A 15,930-nucleotide genomic window follows, 5' to 3' on the forward strand; every position below is an offset into this window, starting at 1 on the left:
CTGAGCTAGCCTAACTGATCGCGAATCTGCTTCTTGTTGATCTTGCCCACGCTGGTTTTTGGAATGTCGTCCACAAAGTCCATTTGCCGGGGGATTGCCCACTTGTTGATTTCGCCTTTATCCACATAGCGCTGTAAGTGCGCTTGAATGTCTTCTTGTGTGGCATTCTGGCCGGGCTTGAGCGTGATCAGTGCGTGTGGGCGCTCGCCCCATTTCTCATCGGCAACGCCCACAACCGCAGCGGCTGCGACCGCCGGATGCTGGCTAATCAGGTTTTCCAGATCCAGTGACGACAACCATTCACCCCCGGTTTTGATCACATCCTTGATGCGGTCTTTAATCATCAGGGTCTGATTTGGCTCCATACTGGCCACGTCGCCAGTGTGCAGCCAGCCGTGTTGCCAAAGTTCTTCGCCTTTTTCCGGTTCTTTCAGATAGCTTTGGGTTAACCAGGGCGTACGCGCAACAACTTCGCCTTTGGCCTGACCGTCGTGGGCGACCGGTTTGCCATTGGTGTCCACAATTTCAACTTGCACCAACGGAATGGCGACACCGGTTTTCACCCGCACTTCGGCCTGCTGCGCCAGCGGCAGTTCCAGATCTTCCGGTGTCAGGTGGGTGATGGTCAGAATCGGGCAGGTTTCCGACATGCCGTAGCCGGTGTACATGCGAATGCCCCGCTCGGCTCCGGCTTCACACAGCCCTTTGGTGAGGGCACTGCCGCCTATCAGTACCTGCCAGTTGCTCAGATCTGCGTCTTTGATGGACTCAGTGGCAAGCAGCATCTGCATAATGGTGGGCACGCAGTGGGAGAAGGTCACATTGTGGGTTTTGATCAGGTCCATCAGCAGTTCGGGTTCATAGCGCCCGGGGTATACCTGTTTAATGCCCATTAAGGTGGCAGCGTAGGGAACACCCCATGCGTGCACGTGGAACATGGGCGTCATCGGCATGTAGACAGAACTGGAGCGCAGCAGCGGCGCCTCATCGAACATTGAAAGGGAGCCTACCATGGCCATAGTGTGCATCACCAACTGGCGATGGCTGAACATTACACCTTTCGGCTTGCCGGTCGTGCCAGTGGTGTAAAAGCAGGTGGCTACGCTGTTTTCGTCAAAATCCGGGAAGTCGAAGTGGCTGTCTTCCTGGGCCAGAAGCTGCTCGTATTCACCCAACACCGGCATGCTGGCGGCTGCAGGCTGGTTGTTATCGGTCAGCTGTATGTAGTGCTTTACCGTCTCGATCTGGTCTTTAACAGCATCGAGTATGGGCAGGAAATCGTCGTGTATCAGCACCACATCGTCTTCGGCGTGATTCATGGTGTATACGATCTGATCCGGTGACAGCCGCACGTTAACGGTGTGCAGAACGGCGCCAATCATCGGTATTGCAAAAAAGCATTCAAGATAGCGGGGCGTATCCCAGTCCATCACTGCAACGGTGTCGCCGGCTTTAACTCCGGCTTTGGTCAGGGCGTTGGCCAGGCGGCCGATACGGGCTTGCAACTCGGTGTAGGTGTAGCGACTTTTGTTCGCGTAAATAATTTCCTGGGAGCCGGCGAATCGCGGCCCGGAAGCCAGTAATTGTTTGATCAGTAATGGGTACTGATAGGCGTTTTCTGCTGGAGTTAGCAAGCGGGTCGAAGCCATGACAATATCCTTTTTGTTGTTGGGAGAGGTGGGCTACCTCAGCCGTAGGTGCACAAATAGGCGGTATCGTATTCGACGGTAACCCGAAAGGTGGAATCGGGCGCAACCCCGAAGCATTCACCGGCACCGTAGGTCATCCATGTTTCCACACCTGGCAAGCACACCGACATCACACCGCTGACAATGGTCATGGTTTCTTTTTGCTGGGTGCTGAACTGGTATTCGCCAGGGCTTATTACGCCAATGGTGGCGGGTAAAGCGTCTGACTGAAAGGCGATCGACTTTGCTTTGCCATCAAAATATTCATTTACCTTAAGCATAAACAGAACTCCGTGTCGGACTGTTTCAGAAATCATTCTGCGTAGTCAATATGCGCCTAATCTAGCGCACTATCTAACCTAGCGCACCACTACCGTTTTTGCAGGCACTCACATTCGAGGGTCGTTTTATTGCTGCCAGGAGTCGCCGCGGGTATTGCCAACTTTAGGTACTTCCATGTGCATAGCGGCTTTTGCCATCATGTTGGCGCTTGGCGGTGCGGTCAGCAGCAAAAAGACCATAATCAGAATCTCCACGAAGCCTGTGCCCACCGGCTGGTTGGCGAACCAAATCATCGACGCTAACGCCATAGCTCCCACACCCACGGTGGTGGCCTTGGTGGGTCCGTGCAGGCGGGTGAAAAAATCAGGCAAGACCGCAAGCCCGATGGCGCCCATCAATGTAAATACTGCACCGAGCAACAACAGGGCTGCGATAATGTATTCGATAAACAAGTTCATTATTGTGTCGTCTCCTTTGCAACGCGCCTGGCGCCTCGCTCTGCACCCTTGTTATTCAATAACGCTACCGCGTTTCAGGTATTTGGCCATAGCCACTGTGCTGACAAAACCCATGACGGCAATCAGCAACGCGGCCTCCAGGTACATACGGGTGTTCAACGTAATACCCAGAAGAATGATGAGTGCGATGGCGTTAATGGCCAGAGTGTCTATGGCCAGAACCCGGTCTGGGGCATGTGGGCCAACAATCAGACGATACACATTAAGCAAAGCCGCAATCACCACCAGGGCGATGGATATTTTCAAGACAATCGCAATCATTGGAACATCTCCATCAAAGGCTTTTCATAACGATTGTGAATGGCCTCAATCACTTCTTCTGCGGTTCGGGTGTCTAGCGCGTGAATCAGCAGAATCTTGTGATCATCGCTGATATCGGCGGTCACCGTGCCCGGTGTCAGGGAAATGGTACTGGCCAAAATAGCGATAGCCTGTGGGCAGTCAAGCTGCAGCGGGTAGCTGATAAACATCGGTTCCGGCCGGCGCGGGCTGATAATCAGCCAGGCCACTTCAAAGCTGGCAATCACGATGTCCCATAACACCAGCAGCAAATAACCCGGTAAACGCCAAGCCTTGAACACCGCCGGACGATCAGGCCAGAAGCTTTGGGTGAGCTGCGGAATACCCCAGGCCAGTATTAAACCCACAATCACGCTTCCGCCGCCAACGCCATCGGCAAGCAACTGCCAGATGCTGAACAGCAGAAGGCTTAGCCAGGGTTGCGGGAAACTCAGGCGGTCCAGCATTACGAACCCTCCTCAACCATTGGTGCCTGCAACGTTTGGATATAACCACGGGTGTCCAGCAATTGCACAGCAGTGGCGCTGGTATAGGCACTGATAGGCCCGGCCAGTGCCACCATTAATACACTCATACCAATCAGCGCGCCGGTAGAAATGGCCAACAACGGCGTTACCGGGGTGCTGTTTTTAATTTCGCCTTCAATATTGCGCCAAAAGACCACGCTGCCGGCGCGGCTATAGGCAATCAGAGTGAAAAAGCTCCCCGTGAGAATCGTACCCCAAAGCCACGCCATTTCCACGCCGCTGGTGGTGGATTGCAGAATCATCACTTTGCCAAAGAAACCGCTTAGGGGCGGTAAACCCGCAGCGGACACCGCGCCAAAGAAAAACAGCGAGCTAAGCAGGGTTCGATGACGAATTTGCGGCGCCATAACGATTTTGTCAGAAGCGGACCCGCGCTGGCTGCGCACCAGCTCAATCAGCAAAAACAAACCGCCCACTGTCCAGGTAGTGCTAAGTAAGTAAAACAGGGCCGCAGCCAGGCCTTTTTGCGAACCCAGCGCGATGGGTGCCAGTAGAGTGCCAACCGAAATGACCAGTTGCCAGGTCACCAGGGTGCGCAAGGTTTGTGCACCCATAGCGCCAATAACGCCCATAATAAGGGTGGCGAGCGCTAGCGGGAAAAGCCAGTTCATGCCCAGATTAGCCATCTCGCCGGCGTTGGCGCCAAAAACCAGCGGGTAAACCCGGATAATCCCGTAGATACCGACTTTGGTCATAATGGCAAAAAATGCAGCGACCGGCGCGGTAGCGCTGGCGTAGGTCCGTGGTAGCCAGAATGTCAGTGGCAACACCGCTGCTTTAAGGGCAAATACCACCAACAACAGCATGCCACCGGCTTCGACCAGAAAACGTTGGTCGCCGCTGACCTGCGGCACTTTCACGGCCAGGTCGGCCATATTCAAGGTGCCGGTAACGCTGTAAATCATGCCCACGCTGATCAGAAACAGCGACGAACCCACCAGGTTTAATACGACATAATGCAGCCCTGGCGTTGAGCGCGTGCTTCCACTGCCGTGCATCAGCAGTCCGTAAGAGGCAATCAGCAGAATCTCAAACGCAACGAACAGGTTGAACAGGTCGCCGGTCAGAAAGGCAATATTCAGGCCCATCAGCTGGAACAGGAACAGGCTGTGGAACTGGCGCGTACCTTCGTCGGCACCTCCGATCGAGAACAGATGGCACAGCAGTGCCAGCGACGCCGTTAGAACCAACATCATGGCGGCCAGACGGTCCAGCACCATCACAATGCCGAAGGGTGGCTGCCAGTTGCCCATGGCGTAGACACGGTAGGTGTCGTCGCCGGCCAAATTTAGCAGAACAATGGCGGCGGCCAGGGTCAGAACCGAGGTAACAATGGCCAACACCCGGCGCAACGGCATGGGCGCGTAGCCCACAAATATTTGCAGAATAGCGCCCAGTAGCGGGATCAGAATCGGAGCAAGCAGCCAGTGGGTCATAGTGGCCGACGCTCCCGCGCATGCTTGGAAGCGGGCGTACGCTTTTTCGGGTCGCCGTCTACGTGATCATTGCCGTGGTCGGCCAGGTTGCGAAGTGACAACACCACCACGAATGCGGTCATGGCGAAGCCGATAACAATCGCGGTTAACACCAGCGCCTGGGGCAATGGGTCTGCGTACTGGGCAGCGGTGCCCAGAACCGGCTGGCTGCCGGTGGCCAGGCGCCCGCTGGCGAACAGGAACAAATTCACCCCGTACGACAGCATGGTCAGGCCCAGCACCACCGGAAACGTGCGGGCGCGCAGCAACAGATACACCCCGCCGGCTGTGAGCGCACCAATGGCCAGTGCGAATACAAGTTCCATTATTCGGTCTCTCTTTGAGTCAGGGTAGTCGTGTCAGCGCCGTAGCTCGACTCGCTGTTTACAGGACGGATAGCGGAATGGGGGTTGATGCGGCCTACACTGACCAGCATCATCAGTGTGGCACCCACCACCGCCAGGTACACACCCAGGTCAAACACCAGCGCCGATGCCAGTTCGAACTTACCCACCACCGGCCAAGTGATATAGCCGAATGTGGAGGTCAGGAACGGATAACCAAACGCCAGGCTGCCGGCGCCAGTAATAACGGCAAACAGCAGACCTAGCGCAATCACATTGTGATAGCGCATGGCGATGCGGTCTTCGGTCCAGGAAAAGCCACTGGCGATGTACTGAAGAATCAGCGCAACGGCGGTTATCAGCCCGGCAATAAAGCCCCCCCCTGGCAGGTTATGACCGCGCAGGAATATAAACGCGGATACCATCAGCGCCATTGGTAGCATCGGACGGGCAATCTGTTTGAGCATGGTGGGGTGGCTTTCGCGGGCCCATGCGTGGCCCAGGCCGTCGCCCGGAGGCGGCGTAAGTGTCGTGTTTTTGAGCATTGCAAAAATGCCCAACGCCGCAATCGCCAGCACTGAAATTTCACCCAAGGTGTCGAAGCCGCGGAAATCCACCAAGATCACATTGACCACGTTGGTACCACCACCACCTGTTTTGCTGTTTGCCAGAAAGAACTCGGAAATCGAACTGAACGGCTGGGTCAGAATGGCCAGGGTAATTATGGTCATGCCGCTGCCGGCTAACAGGGCTATCCCCATGTCACGAACGCGGCGACCACGGCTGCTCTCAACGGGTGTCCATGAGGGCATGTAGTAAAGTGCCAGCATTAACAGCACAACGGTGACGACTTCCACCGACAATTGGGTCATCGTCAGATCTGGCGCCGAGAAACGCACAAAGGTGAGCGCGGTTAACAACCCGACGACGCTGATCAGTACCAGCGCAAAGAAGCGTTCGCGGTGCATAGCTGCAGTGGCCAGAGCGCTGGCAATCAAAACGGCACCCAAGGTTGCCGTCGGCCAGTCCACCGGGGTTAGCCCGTTGCTGCCAATAAAGAAGCCCATTTTGCTGATGGGTAAAAACGCCACGGCCAGAGCGCTGACAATCAGCAGCATAACGTAGCGCTGCAGCGAGCCGTTCTCGGTGGCGGTCGTGAACCGGTTGGCTCTCAGGCCAAGGCTGAACACCACTTTTTCGAAGATCGCTTTTTCGTCGATCTCGCGGAAGCGATCGTGAAAGGCAAAGAAGCGCTTGCGCTGGCTGTACATCAGCAAGCCGCCAAAGAACGCTAAAAAACTCATAAATAGCGGCAGATTGAAGCCGTGCATTACCGCCAGCCGATAGTCCGGTGCCGGCACGCCCAAGGTTGCAGAGGATGCGGCGTAAAGCAGCGGGCCCACTGATATGGTCGGGAACATACCCACCATCAGGCAAGCGAACACCAATATTTCCACAGGGATTTTCATATAACGCGGCGGTTCATGGGGCGGGTAAATGGGCAAATTTATCGGCTTGCCGTTGAAGAACACGTCGTGAATAAACCGGGCGGAGTAAGCAACCGCGAAAATACCGGCCAGGGTCGCCACAATCGGCGGTAGCCAGGCCCAGTAACCGGGAAGGTTAAGTGCCAGAGACTCTGCGAAAAACATTTCCTTACTAAGAAAGCCGTTCAGTAGCGGTACACCGGCCATAGAGGCCGCTGCCACCATGGCCAGGGTGGCGGTGTGGGGCATGAATCGCCAAAGCCCGTTAATGCGGCGCATATCGCGGGTGCCGGTTTCATGGTCAATAATGCCCGCCGCCATAAACAGCGAGGCCTTAAACGTGGCGTGGTTGATTACGTGAAACAGGGCAGCAACTGTGGCGAGTTCCGTACCCATGCCAAGCAACAGAACAATCAACCCAAGATGGCTAACAGTGGAGTTCGCCAGCAAGCCTTTGAGGTCGTGTTTGAACATGGCGATGTAAGCGCCTAAAAGCAGCGTTGCCATGCCGGTAAAACTGACCATGTAAAACCATTGTTCAGTGCCTGCCAGCGCCGGATATAGCCGCGCCAGCAGGAATATGCCGGCCTTAACCATCGTGGCCGAGTGCAGGTAGGCCGATACCGGCGTAGGCGCCTGCATGGCGTGGGGCAACCAGAAATGGAATGGGAACTGGGCTGATTTTGTAAATGCGCCTAGTAGCACCAAAGTGAGCGCAACCGGATAAAGCGCGTGTGCTTTGATGATGGGCCCTGCGGCCAGCACATCGTCCAGCTCGTAGCTGCCGACAATCTGACCGATTATGAGAACACCTGCTAACAGGGCCAGGCCGCCGCCGCCGGTAACCGTCAGCGCCATGCGGGCGCCGCGCCGCGCGCCTTTTTTGTGGGTCCAGAAACTGATCAGTAAAAACGACACCAAGCTGGTGATTTCCCAGAAAATCATCATCAGCAACAAATTGCTGGAAAGCACAATGCCAAGCATTGAGCCCTTGAAACACAGCAGCAGGCCGTAAAACTTGCCAATGTTTTCTTCAGGTTTCAAGTAGTAGCGGGCGTAAAGAATGATCAGGATACCAATCACTAGAATCAGCAGCGCGAACAGCAGTGACAGGCCATCCAGGCGGAAACTCAGCGACAGCCCGATCGCAGGTAACCATTCGTAGGTGTGCAGGACAACACCGCCGTCTGCCAGTGTTTGCCAGTGGGGGAACAACGCGGCGAGCGCAATCAGCGCGGGAACGGTTGACGCAATAGCGATGGCTGTGCGCCCGCCCTGCGCGAACAGTGGTGCGGCCATGGCGCCTAAAAAGGGCAGTAAAACAACCAGCGGGAGCGACATCGCAATCTCAATTGTAGGTGTAGGGCAGAAAAAGATGTTACCAGCGATCCATTACCAACGAACCATGACAAGCGATCTATCACTCGCCAAGTATGAGCTGCTTAACGCCGTGGAGGGTATGGAAAATAAGGAAGCTTGCCGCGATAACGGGCGATGTCAGCCAGGCGAATTAGATCTGATGTAAACCAGCAGCTGTGCGACTCCTCCGTCATGGTTACTCCGTATAGAAAATATCAAAAGGATGATACGTGCCGCAGTCTGAAGGTCAAGTAACTTGTGGCCTGGCGTCGTGCTAAAGAGTGGCTATCCAGCGGTTATCTGTGGCATAAAGAACGCAGCAATTTTAAAACGGCCGTATGAAAATGGCCCAAAGCCGGAGACCGCGTAATGACCGATACCCTGATTGACCGTCGCGACCTGTCGTTCCAACTCTACGAAGTACTGGGTGTTGACGTGTTGGCCGAGCGCGAGCGTTTTGCTGACCACAGCCGTGACACCTTCGATGCCGTCATCGAGACCGCTGACAAAATGGCGCGGGATACATTCGCGAATCACAATCGGGCCGCCGATCAGGACGAGCCGCGGTTTGTGAATGGCAATGTGGCCTTGCTGCCACAGGTAAAGCAGGCCTTCGACGCCTACGCCCGCGCCGGGTTCATTGCCGGTCGTTACGATTACGAACTTGGCGGCATGCAGCTGCCGGAAACGGTCATGGCAGCCTGCAACGGTTTTTTTACCGCGGCGAATCCCAGCACCGCGGGCTACCCGTTCCTGACCACGGCGGCGGCGAATCTGATTCGCGTGTTTGGCAGCGAGTCGCAGAAGAGTCTGTTTTTTCGATTATGCGAAGCTTTGCATAACCGAAATTATCTGCACCCGATAATTATGCAAGGTTCGTCGGAACACAAGCGGTATTTTCAGGGGCGGAGCGCGAGCGGAGGTTTGCATAATTTCAGAGACTTTCCAGGAACTGGAGGAGTGCGTCCGTCGGGCGGTAGCGCTTGTGCTGGGTCGCAGGTGGGGTGATGGCGGCAAGGGCCCGCTCCTTCATGCCCATGTCCGCTTCGACATAGCCGTGAGTGGTGACGGGGCTTTCGTGACCGAGCCACAACGCGATCACGGTCAGATCGACGCCCGCCTGCAACAGGTGCATGGCCGTCGTATGGCGCCAGGTATGCGGCGAGATCCTGCGGCCTGCTAACTGTGGACACATCTTTGTCGCGGTGCTGACGGCCAGGTTCAGTCGTTCGGCCACATTGGTGCGCGTCATTGGCAATCCGCTGCGGTTTGGAATGAGGGGTTGCTCGACATGCAAGTCGGCGTATTTTAGCCACTGCCGGATTTCCTTCGCCGTTTCCTTCCATAGAGGCACGGTTCGTTGTTTGCGGCCCTTGCCATGTAGGCGCACAGAGGCGGTTGCCGCCAACGTGATATCGGCCACCCGGATGCCGATCAGTTCGGAAACCCGAGCGCCGGTGTTGTAAAGCACCGTGAGCATGGCGGTGTCGCGGCGCCCGCACCAGGTCGTTATACCCGGGGCTGCAAGCAGCGCGCGAACCTCGTCGCGAGACAGGAACTCAAGCATGGGTCGTTCGAAGCGTTTCATAGGTATCGCGAGAATCTGTTGTGCAAGATGCAGAGCTGGCGGCGCTTGTGAGGCGACGTAGTGGGCAAAGGCACGAACCGCCGCCAATCTTGCATTGCGCGTGCGAATGGTGTTGTGCCGTTCGGTCTCGAGATGCGTGAGGAAATTCAGCACCAAGGCCGCATCGACATCGCACAGTGCCAGCATGGCAGGTGGCTTGCCCGTTGCGCGTCCCACATAGTTCAGCAAGAGCTTGAAGGTATCGCGATAGGCAGCGACTGTTCGGGGGCTGACGTTCTGTTGCTGGATCAAGCGCTCGGCGAAGAAGCGCTGGAGCAACGCGCCGAATTCGGTGGGAGCGGTGAGCAAGGGGTTCATGACGCCTCTCCTTGCGTATAGAGGTGAAAGCGTTCGGCGGCGATCGCCATCAGTTCGGGAATGCCGGTGACATACCAGTAGGTGTCGCTCACCTTGGCGTGCCCGACGTAGGTTGATAGCGCCAGAATGGCACGATCAATATCTACGCCCTCTTCATAGAGGCGCAGCATGCTTCTCACGATGAAGGTGTGCCGGATGTCATGCAGGCGGTGACGCTGATAGTCACCGCGCGTTTGCCAGTCCAGTTGCTGACACAGCCTCTGTAAGGCATACAGCATGCTGGGCTGATTTACGCCGCTGCCATCATCACGCAGGAAGAACTTGTCACAACAAGGCCGTGGCACGAGCCTATCTCGCTGTCGTGCATAGGCGCGCAACGAGTCGGTAACGCTCGGATGCAGCGGTACGAGACGCTGCTGATGGAACTTCGCTTCGCGGATATGCAAAACGCCACTGTCCATGTCGACGTCAGCCGCGGTTAGTGTCAGTGCTTCGGCGATGCGTAGCCCGGTCGCGGCGAGCAAGCCAAAAACACAGTGGCAAGTTGCTGGACGCAATCCCTCGGTGGGCGCCAAGCCATGCGTGGCTTCAAGCAGTGTGCACAGTTCGGCTTCTGTGTAGATGTGTGGGATGAGACGCCGGTGGGCCGAACCAAAGAGACTTCGCGGTGGAACCTCCGTCGCCGGATCCTCGCGCTGGCAAAAGCGGGCGAAACCGCGAAGAATCCCGATGCGGCGCGCCCAGGTAAACGACGCCTTAAGCTGCGAAGTCTGTGCCCATGCGACAGCGAGCGGCACCGTCAGATGCCCTTCAGGAGAGACCTCATCCGCGAAACGGGCAAATGACTGAAGCTGCGTTGCGTCGATGGTTAGCTCGAATCCGTTACGACGACGATACGCCAGGTACGCTTCGACCCGCGCCATCCAAGACAACCGGGCGCTCATGACGGGCTCCCGGGCCACGGCAGTGCCATCGCGCGCAATTGCTCCACGTCAACGCGGGCGTAGCTGTAGGCAGTGTCAAGACTCTTGTGACGCAATACGTCGGCGATCTCTTTGACTGAGACCCCAGCGCGCTGTAGCTGCGTTGCCATCGTTCGCCGCAGCACGTGTGTGTTGCAGAACTGATCGCGCAAACCGCAACGAACAAAGGCGCGGTTCATTGAATTGCGAATGGCCGGAACGCTCAGTGGCGTGTCGAGCGGTGCCCGGTGCCGGACGAATAGTCTGCGGCTCGTCGTCTGCGGGCGTCCCTGTCGCAGATACTGCGCTACCGCCTCTCCCGTGGACGCAGGCAGGGGAAGCTGTTGAATGCGTTTACTTTTGGTACCGCTGATGGTCAGTATTGCCCTGCGCCAGTCGATCGACTCCAGCGTGAGGTAGGTTACTTCGTGACCGCGTAAACCCAGATCAAGCAGGCAGCGCGCGATGGCATAGTCACGCAGGCCAACGGGGTCCGTGCGATCGAAGGCATCCAGAAAGGCCGTTAGTTCGGCGTCCGACAATACCTTGGGCAACGTGGCCCGGCGCCAGTCTGCGATTCGTGGAAGCGCTGCCGCTAGCCCGTCGGTCTCGTCACCGCGCACGGCACGGTAACGAAAGTAGCTACGCAGACTGTTGCACACGATACGCAGCGATGCCGGCCGTAGGCGCGACGTCAGCGTCGAAAAGTAAGCATCTATGTCGGTCGCCGACAGCGACAAGACGCTCACGGTATCAGTAACGCCTACGTCGTAGAGGAACGCCCCAACGTGTTGAGCTCGGCTGTCACGGGTGGCTGATGATAGCCCGCAAGTATCCGTTAAGTACTCGGCGAACCGAGTGAGCTCGATCGTCACTGGATCCTTCGCCATCGTTGGCGATGGCTGTGAACGCATCAGTATTTTGAGCAGATGCCGAAGCGCCGCTCCGGAGCAGCCTACAGAATCGTAGCAGGGTACGGGACAGGTGCACGCCGGGAGGTGTTCGCGCACGAACCGTTTAATAAGGGATGAATCGACGTGCGTCAACTCGAGCTCTTCAGCTTTAAGCCAGAAACCAAAATGGGCAAGGCAGCCCAAATAGATTCTGATGGTGCGATCAGCGTAGCGCTGGCCTCGCAGCGCCTTAATGTAGGATGAAACGACGCTCTCGAGCGGACTATCAATCAGCCAGTTGTAGCGAACAAGGTTTGTGAGGGTTTTATCGGCGGGCATGGTGTGTGCTCCTGCGGTTAGGGACGAGCCCACAGGAAACACTGTTTTTATGCAAAGCTCGATAGCTACAACACAGCTAAAAGCTTCGTCGCCACTGGCCTTTGCCGGAATAGCCCAACAAACCTTGCATAATTATAGGGTGAGGATAACTACCGCCTATGCTTAGTGGCCAATATGCCGGCACCATGGCCCTTACCGAACCCCATGCGGGTTCTTCGCTGGCAGACATTCGCACGTCGGCTACGCCTGACAACGCTGGTCATTACTTGATCAAGGGCGCGAAGATATACATCTCCGGTGGCGAGCAAAACATCACGGAGAATATCGTGCATATGGTGCTGGCCAAAATAAAAGGTGCGCCGGCCGGTGTGAAGGGTATTTCACTGTTTATTGTGCCCAAACTCCGTTTGAGCGAAACCGGCGGGTCGGGTGAGCGCAACGGGGTGGCTTTGGCCGGCTTGATTCACAAGCTGGGCTACCGTGGAACCACCTCGACGGCCTTGAGTTTTGGTGACGACGCCGAATGCCACGGTTACCTGGTGGGCGAGCCCCATCAGGGATTGAAGTACATGTTCCAGATGATGAACGAGGCCCGGGTTGGCGTGGGCTGTGGCGCGGCGGTGATTGGCTACCGTGGTTATATGCACAGCCTGGCCTATGCCAAAGATCGTCTGCAGGGGCGTCGGGCAGCGGATAACAATCCGCAAAGTGAACAGGTGCCGATTATCGAACACGCCGATGTACGGCGCATGCTGCTGGCTCAGAAAGCCTACAGCGAAGGTGGACTGGCGCTGTGCCTTTATGGCGCCCGGCTGATGGACGACCAGAACACTCATCCGGAGCCGCAAAAACGCCAGGAAGCCGGGCAACTGCTGGATCTTCTGACTCCGGTTATTAAAGCCTGGCCTTCGGAATATGGCCCCAAGGCCAACGATCTGGCGATTCAGGTTTACGGCGGTGCAGGTTACACCCGCGAATATCCGGTGGAGCAATGCTGGCGTGATAACCGGCTGAACCCGATCCATGAAGGCACCAATGGTATTCAGGCACTGGATCTACTGGGCCGCAAAGTGTGGCAGAACCAAAGCCATGGCTTGCAGTTGTTGCTCGATGCCATGCAGGCTGATCTGCAAGCTGCGACCAGCGCCCGCTGCGAACCCTGGGCCCTGTCACTCAGCGAAACTCTGCAGCAGGCGGTTAAAGTGACCCAAAGCCTGGGCAAAACGCTGATGGCCGGTGAAACCGAGCAGGCCCTGGCCAACGCCTCTTGCTATTTGCACCTGTTCGGTCACATCTGTGTGGCCTGGATGTGGCTGCGCCAGGCCAATGCCGCCGCGATAGGATTGAATGATGCCAGCAACGATCGTGAACGCTATTTTTATGAGGGTAAATTGCAGGCCGCACAGTACTTTTTTCATTGGGAGTTACCCACCGTTGCTCAGGATCTGGTTCTGCTGCGCAACATGGACGATACCTGCTTGGCAATGAAAGCCGAGTGGTTCTAGCACCTTGCCCGATTAACCAAAGAGTAACCCTTGTGTAATTGTGTTTTCGCCAGGTCGCAGCGTAATCTTGGCGCTGTTTTCAATGACGATCGATGGAGATTTTTATGAAAAAATTTACAATTAGCGCATTGGCATTGGTGCTGACTCTGGGCTTGGCGGGCTGCAGTTCCGATGATGACGAGATGGTAGATTTGGACAAGGCTGGCGACAATATCAGCAATATGGCGGATGATGCCGGCGATGCCATTGAAGAAAGCTATGAAGACGTTACCGGGCAGAACGATAGCGCTTGGGAAGAAACCAAAGACGCCGCCGGAGATGCTGGTGAAGAAGTCGGTGAGGCCGCAGAAGAGGCCGGCGACGCCGCGGAAGATGCTATGGATGACGCTACCCAGTAAGCATCGGCACAGATCAAAAAACCGGAGCCATTGCTCCGGTTTTTTTTGTTTTGCATATTTGGCCAGATCACGCACTTCAGAAATACTCACTTCAGTCGTAAAATAAGTAACTGCAAGCGTTCTTTACCAAAGTCGCAAGGCCTGGCGGTGTCTTTTTCGGTAAGCTATGGGCGACTTTGGTGACAGATTGCGGATTGCGCGCTGTGCGCTGCGCCCGACAACGAACAATGATAAAAACGGGGTAATCAGATGTTGTTTGTAGACAAGGCAACGAAAGGCTGGGGCTTGGTAATGGTGCTGGCTACGCTGGCCGGTGGCGTTTTGGTTGCGGCCGTTACCGCGATTGATCTGGTTTCCGTGTTGACCGGTTTGGCGGTTGGTCTGGGGGTGGCCGGTCTTTTTATTACCTGGCGGATTGTCGCGCCGGCACAGCGCAGTCTCATTCATCTCAGCCAAGGCCAGTTAGCACCGGGCCACCCGCTTGCAGGTTTATGCGCGCAGCTACTCAGCGATGCAAAAGCAGGCCGCGCACTGCTGGAAAATCTTCGCCATAGTGCCAATACCAACGCCATTTCTGCCGCCGAAGTGTCTTATGCTGCTGATCAGCTGAAACTGCGGCTGGACCGCCAGGTGAATGAAACCGCCAGGCTTGCCGAATTCGCCGGCGAGATTACTGGCGCCACTCAGGCATCGACTTTGCAGGCCAATGATGCGGCGGCTCTTGCGCAGCAGGCCAGTTCGGCGAGCCAAGACGGCCGCCAGGCGCTGGTGCAGGTGATTGAGCGTATCCGTAATGTACATCGTCAGTCTGATGAGAACTTGTTACGTATTCAACACCTTAATGAAAAGTCTAATCGTATTCAGGGGGTCACTAGCACGATTCAGGGCATTGCTGAGCAAACCAATCTGTTGGCTCTGAACGCGGCCATTGAAGCGGCTCGGGCTGGCGATCAGGGGCGTGGGTTTGCCGTGGTTGCCGACGAGGTAAGGCAGTTGGCACGTCGTACCGCAGAGGCCACGGCCGATGTTGCAGCCACCTTGGGGGAAATTCGCGAAGACACTGCCCAGATTGTGATCGGAATAGAAGCCTTGACGGTCAGCATTGAGCAGGGTGTGGCGTCGGTGGAATCGGTGGGAACACAGCTGGACGGTATTCGTGAACAGTCTGACCAGCTCCAGCAACAGGTCTCGCAGATTGCGAGTATTGATCGCGATAACGAACACAATTTGCAGCAGATATTCACGGTGATCGAAACGGTGCGCGATGACATCACCGAGAGCGATGTCAGTGTCGCTTCGCTGGCACAGCAGGCCGCCCGCCTTATGGAAATCGCTGAAACCACAAACGCGGTGTTTGCGTTAAACAGCGAGACCAGTTACCACCGCCCGTTTTTCCAACACGCCAGCGTTGGTGCAGCGCAAGTTGCTGATGTTTTCGCACAAGCTCTCCGTGACAATAAGCTCAGCGCCGCGGCCCTGTTCGATCGCAATCGTCAGCCTGTGGCTAATACCAATCCGCCGAAATACACCTGTGGGTTTGACCGTTTCACTGATCAGGCCCTGCCTGTTATTCAGGAGGCAATAAAGGGCGCCAACGCGCAGATTGTGTACGCTATTACCACGGCGCCGGATGGCTACGTGCCTACCCATAACCGCGAGTTCGCCCACGCTTCTACCGGCAATGCCGCCACCGATTTGGCGCGTAGTCGCAGTAAGCGTTTGTTCAATGATCGCACGGGCATTCGCTGCGGCAGCCATACTCAGGAAATGCTGCTGCAAACGTATCGCCGCGACACCGGTGAAATTATGCACGACCTGTCAGTGCCCATTTACATCGACGGCAAACATTGGGGTGGGTTCCGTATTGGTTACCACCCTCAAAAAAACCTAAAGGGCTAGCAAAACTTT

13 protein-coding genes and 2 pseudogenes are annotated in these 15,930 nt (G+C 56.2%); 4 read left to right on the forward strand and 11 right to left on the reverse strand.

The annotated features are described in order from the left end of the window. Positions 1-5 precede the first annotated feature (5 nt). From MELB17_RS12240 to MELB17_RS12275, 8 genes are all read right to left on the reverse strand, one after another. The gene (locus tag MELB17_RS12240; RefSeq protein ID WP_007350560.1) at positions 6-1,649 is read right to left on the reverse strand and encodes a fatty acid--CoA ligase; all 1,644 of its coding nucleotides are present in this window, start codon (positions 1,647-1,649) and stop codon (positions 6-8) included. Between the two features lie 38 nt (positions 1,650-1,687). Next, positions 1,688-1,969: a pyrimidine/purine nucleoside phosphorylase gene (locus tag MELB17_RS12245; protein WP_007350561.1), complete on the reverse strand. Its 282-nt coding sequence runs from the start codon at positions 1,967-1,969 to the stop codon at positions 1,688-1,690. 126 nt (positions 1,970-2,095) lie between these two features. Further along, the gene (locus MELB17_RS12250; RefSeq protein WP_007350562.1) at positions 2,096-2,428 is read right to left on the reverse strand and encodes a Na+/H+ antiporter subunit G; all 333 of its coding nucleotides are present in this window, start codon (positions 2,426-2,428) and stop codon (positions 2,096-2,098) included. Between the two features lie 51 nt (positions 2,429-2,479). Then, a complete protein-coding gene (locus MELB17_RS12255; RefSeq protein ID WP_007350563.1) occupies positions 2,480-2,749 on the reverse strand; it encodes a K+/H+ antiporter subunit F in 270 nt (89 codons plus the stop codon). After that, entirely contained in the window at positions 2,746-3,234 is a 489-nt protein-coding gene (locus tag MELB17_RS12260; RefSeq protein WP_007350564.1) for a Na+/H+ antiporter subunit E, read from the reverse strand. Before MELB17_RS12260 ends, MELB17_RS12255 begins: the two co-directional genes overlap by 4 nt. After that, positions 3,234-4,751: a monovalent cation/H+ antiporter subunit D gene (locus tag MELB17_RS12265; RefSeq protein WP_007350565.1), complete on the reverse strand. Its 1,518-nt coding sequence runs from the start codon at positions 4,749-4,751 to the stop codon at positions 3,234-3,236. Before MELB17_RS12265 ends, MELB17_RS12260 begins: the two co-directional genes overlap by 1 nt. Continuing rightward, positions 4,748-5,116: a Na+/H+ antiporter subunit C gene (locus tag MELB17_RS12270; protein ID WP_007350566.1), complete on the reverse strand. Its 369-nt coding sequence runs from the start codon at positions 5,114-5,116 to the stop codon at positions 4,748-4,750. The genes MELB17_RS12265 and MELB17_RS12270 overlap by 4 nt, the downstream gene beginning before the upstream one ends. Then, complete coding sequence (locus MELB17_RS12275) at positions 5,116-7,962, reverse strand: monovalent cation/H+ antiporter subunit A (protein ID WP_036184661.1); 2,847 nt, start codon at positions 7,960-7,962, stop codon at positions 5,116-5,118. Before MELB17_RS12275 ends, MELB17_RS12270 begins: the two co-directional genes overlap by 1 nt. Positions 7,963-8,349: 387 nt before the next feature. Between MELB17_RS12275 and MELB17_RS12280 the strand changes: the two are divergent. Continuing rightward, positions 8,350-8,796: pseudogene (locus MELB17_RS12280) on the forward strand (acyl-CoA dehydrogenase family protein); the annotation flags it as partial. 118 nt (positions 8,797-8,914) lie between these two features. On the opposite strand, the gene MELB17_RS12285 reads toward MELB17_RS12280, so the two are convergent. The 3 genes from MELB17_RS12285 to MELB17_RS12295 are packed head-to-tail and all read right to left on the reverse strand — an operon-like array spanning position 8,915 to position 12,119. Continuing rightward, positions 8,915-9,925, reverse strand: coding sequence for a tyrosine-type recombinase/integrase (locus MELB17_RS12285; protein ID WP_007348452.1), 1,011 nt, complete (start codon positions 9,923-9,925; stop codon positions 8,915-8,917). After that, positions 9,922-10,887 (reverse strand): tyrosine-type recombinase/integrase, encoded by a 966-nt coding sequence (locus MELB17_RS12290; protein WP_227498758.1) that lies wholly within the window; start codon positions 10,885-10,887, stop codon positions 9,922-9,924. Before MELB17_RS12290 ends, MELB17_RS12285 begins: the two co-directional genes overlap by 4 nt. Beyond that, entirely contained in the window at positions 10,866-12,119 is a 1,254-nt protein-coding gene (locus tag MELB17_RS12295; protein WP_007348454.1) for a site-specific integrase, read from the reverse strand. Before MELB17_RS12295 ends, MELB17_RS12290 begins: the two co-directional genes overlap by 22 nt. 149 nt (positions 12,120-12,268) lie before the next feature. Here MELB17_RS12295 and MELB17_RS12300 point away from each other — a divergent pair. From MELB17_RS12300 to MELB17_RS12310, 3 genes and pseudogenes are all read left to right on the forward strand, one after another. After that, positions 12,269-13,624 (forward strand): annotated as a pseudogene (locus MELB17_RS12300) (acyl-CoA dehydrogenase); the annotation flags it as partial. Between the two features lie 104 nt (positions 13,625-13,728). Continuing rightward, complete coding sequence (locus MELB17_RS12305; protein ID WP_007350571.1) at positions 13,729-14,022, forward strand: hypothetical protein; 294 nt, start codon at positions 13,729-13,731, stop codon at positions 14,020-14,022. 249 nt (positions 14,023-14,271) lie between these two features. Then, entirely contained in the window at positions 14,272-15,921 is a 1,650-nt protein-coding gene (locus MELB17_RS12310; RefSeq protein ID WP_007350572.1) for a methyl-accepting chemotaxis protein, read from the forward strand. Positions 15,922-15,930 lie beyond the last annotated feature (9 nt).

Source organism: Marinobacter sp. ELB17 (assembly GCF_000169375.1).
In the GTDB taxonomy this organism is placed as follows: domain Bacteria; phylum Pseudomonadota; class Gammaproteobacteria; order Pseudomonadales; family Oleiphilaceae; genus Marinobacter.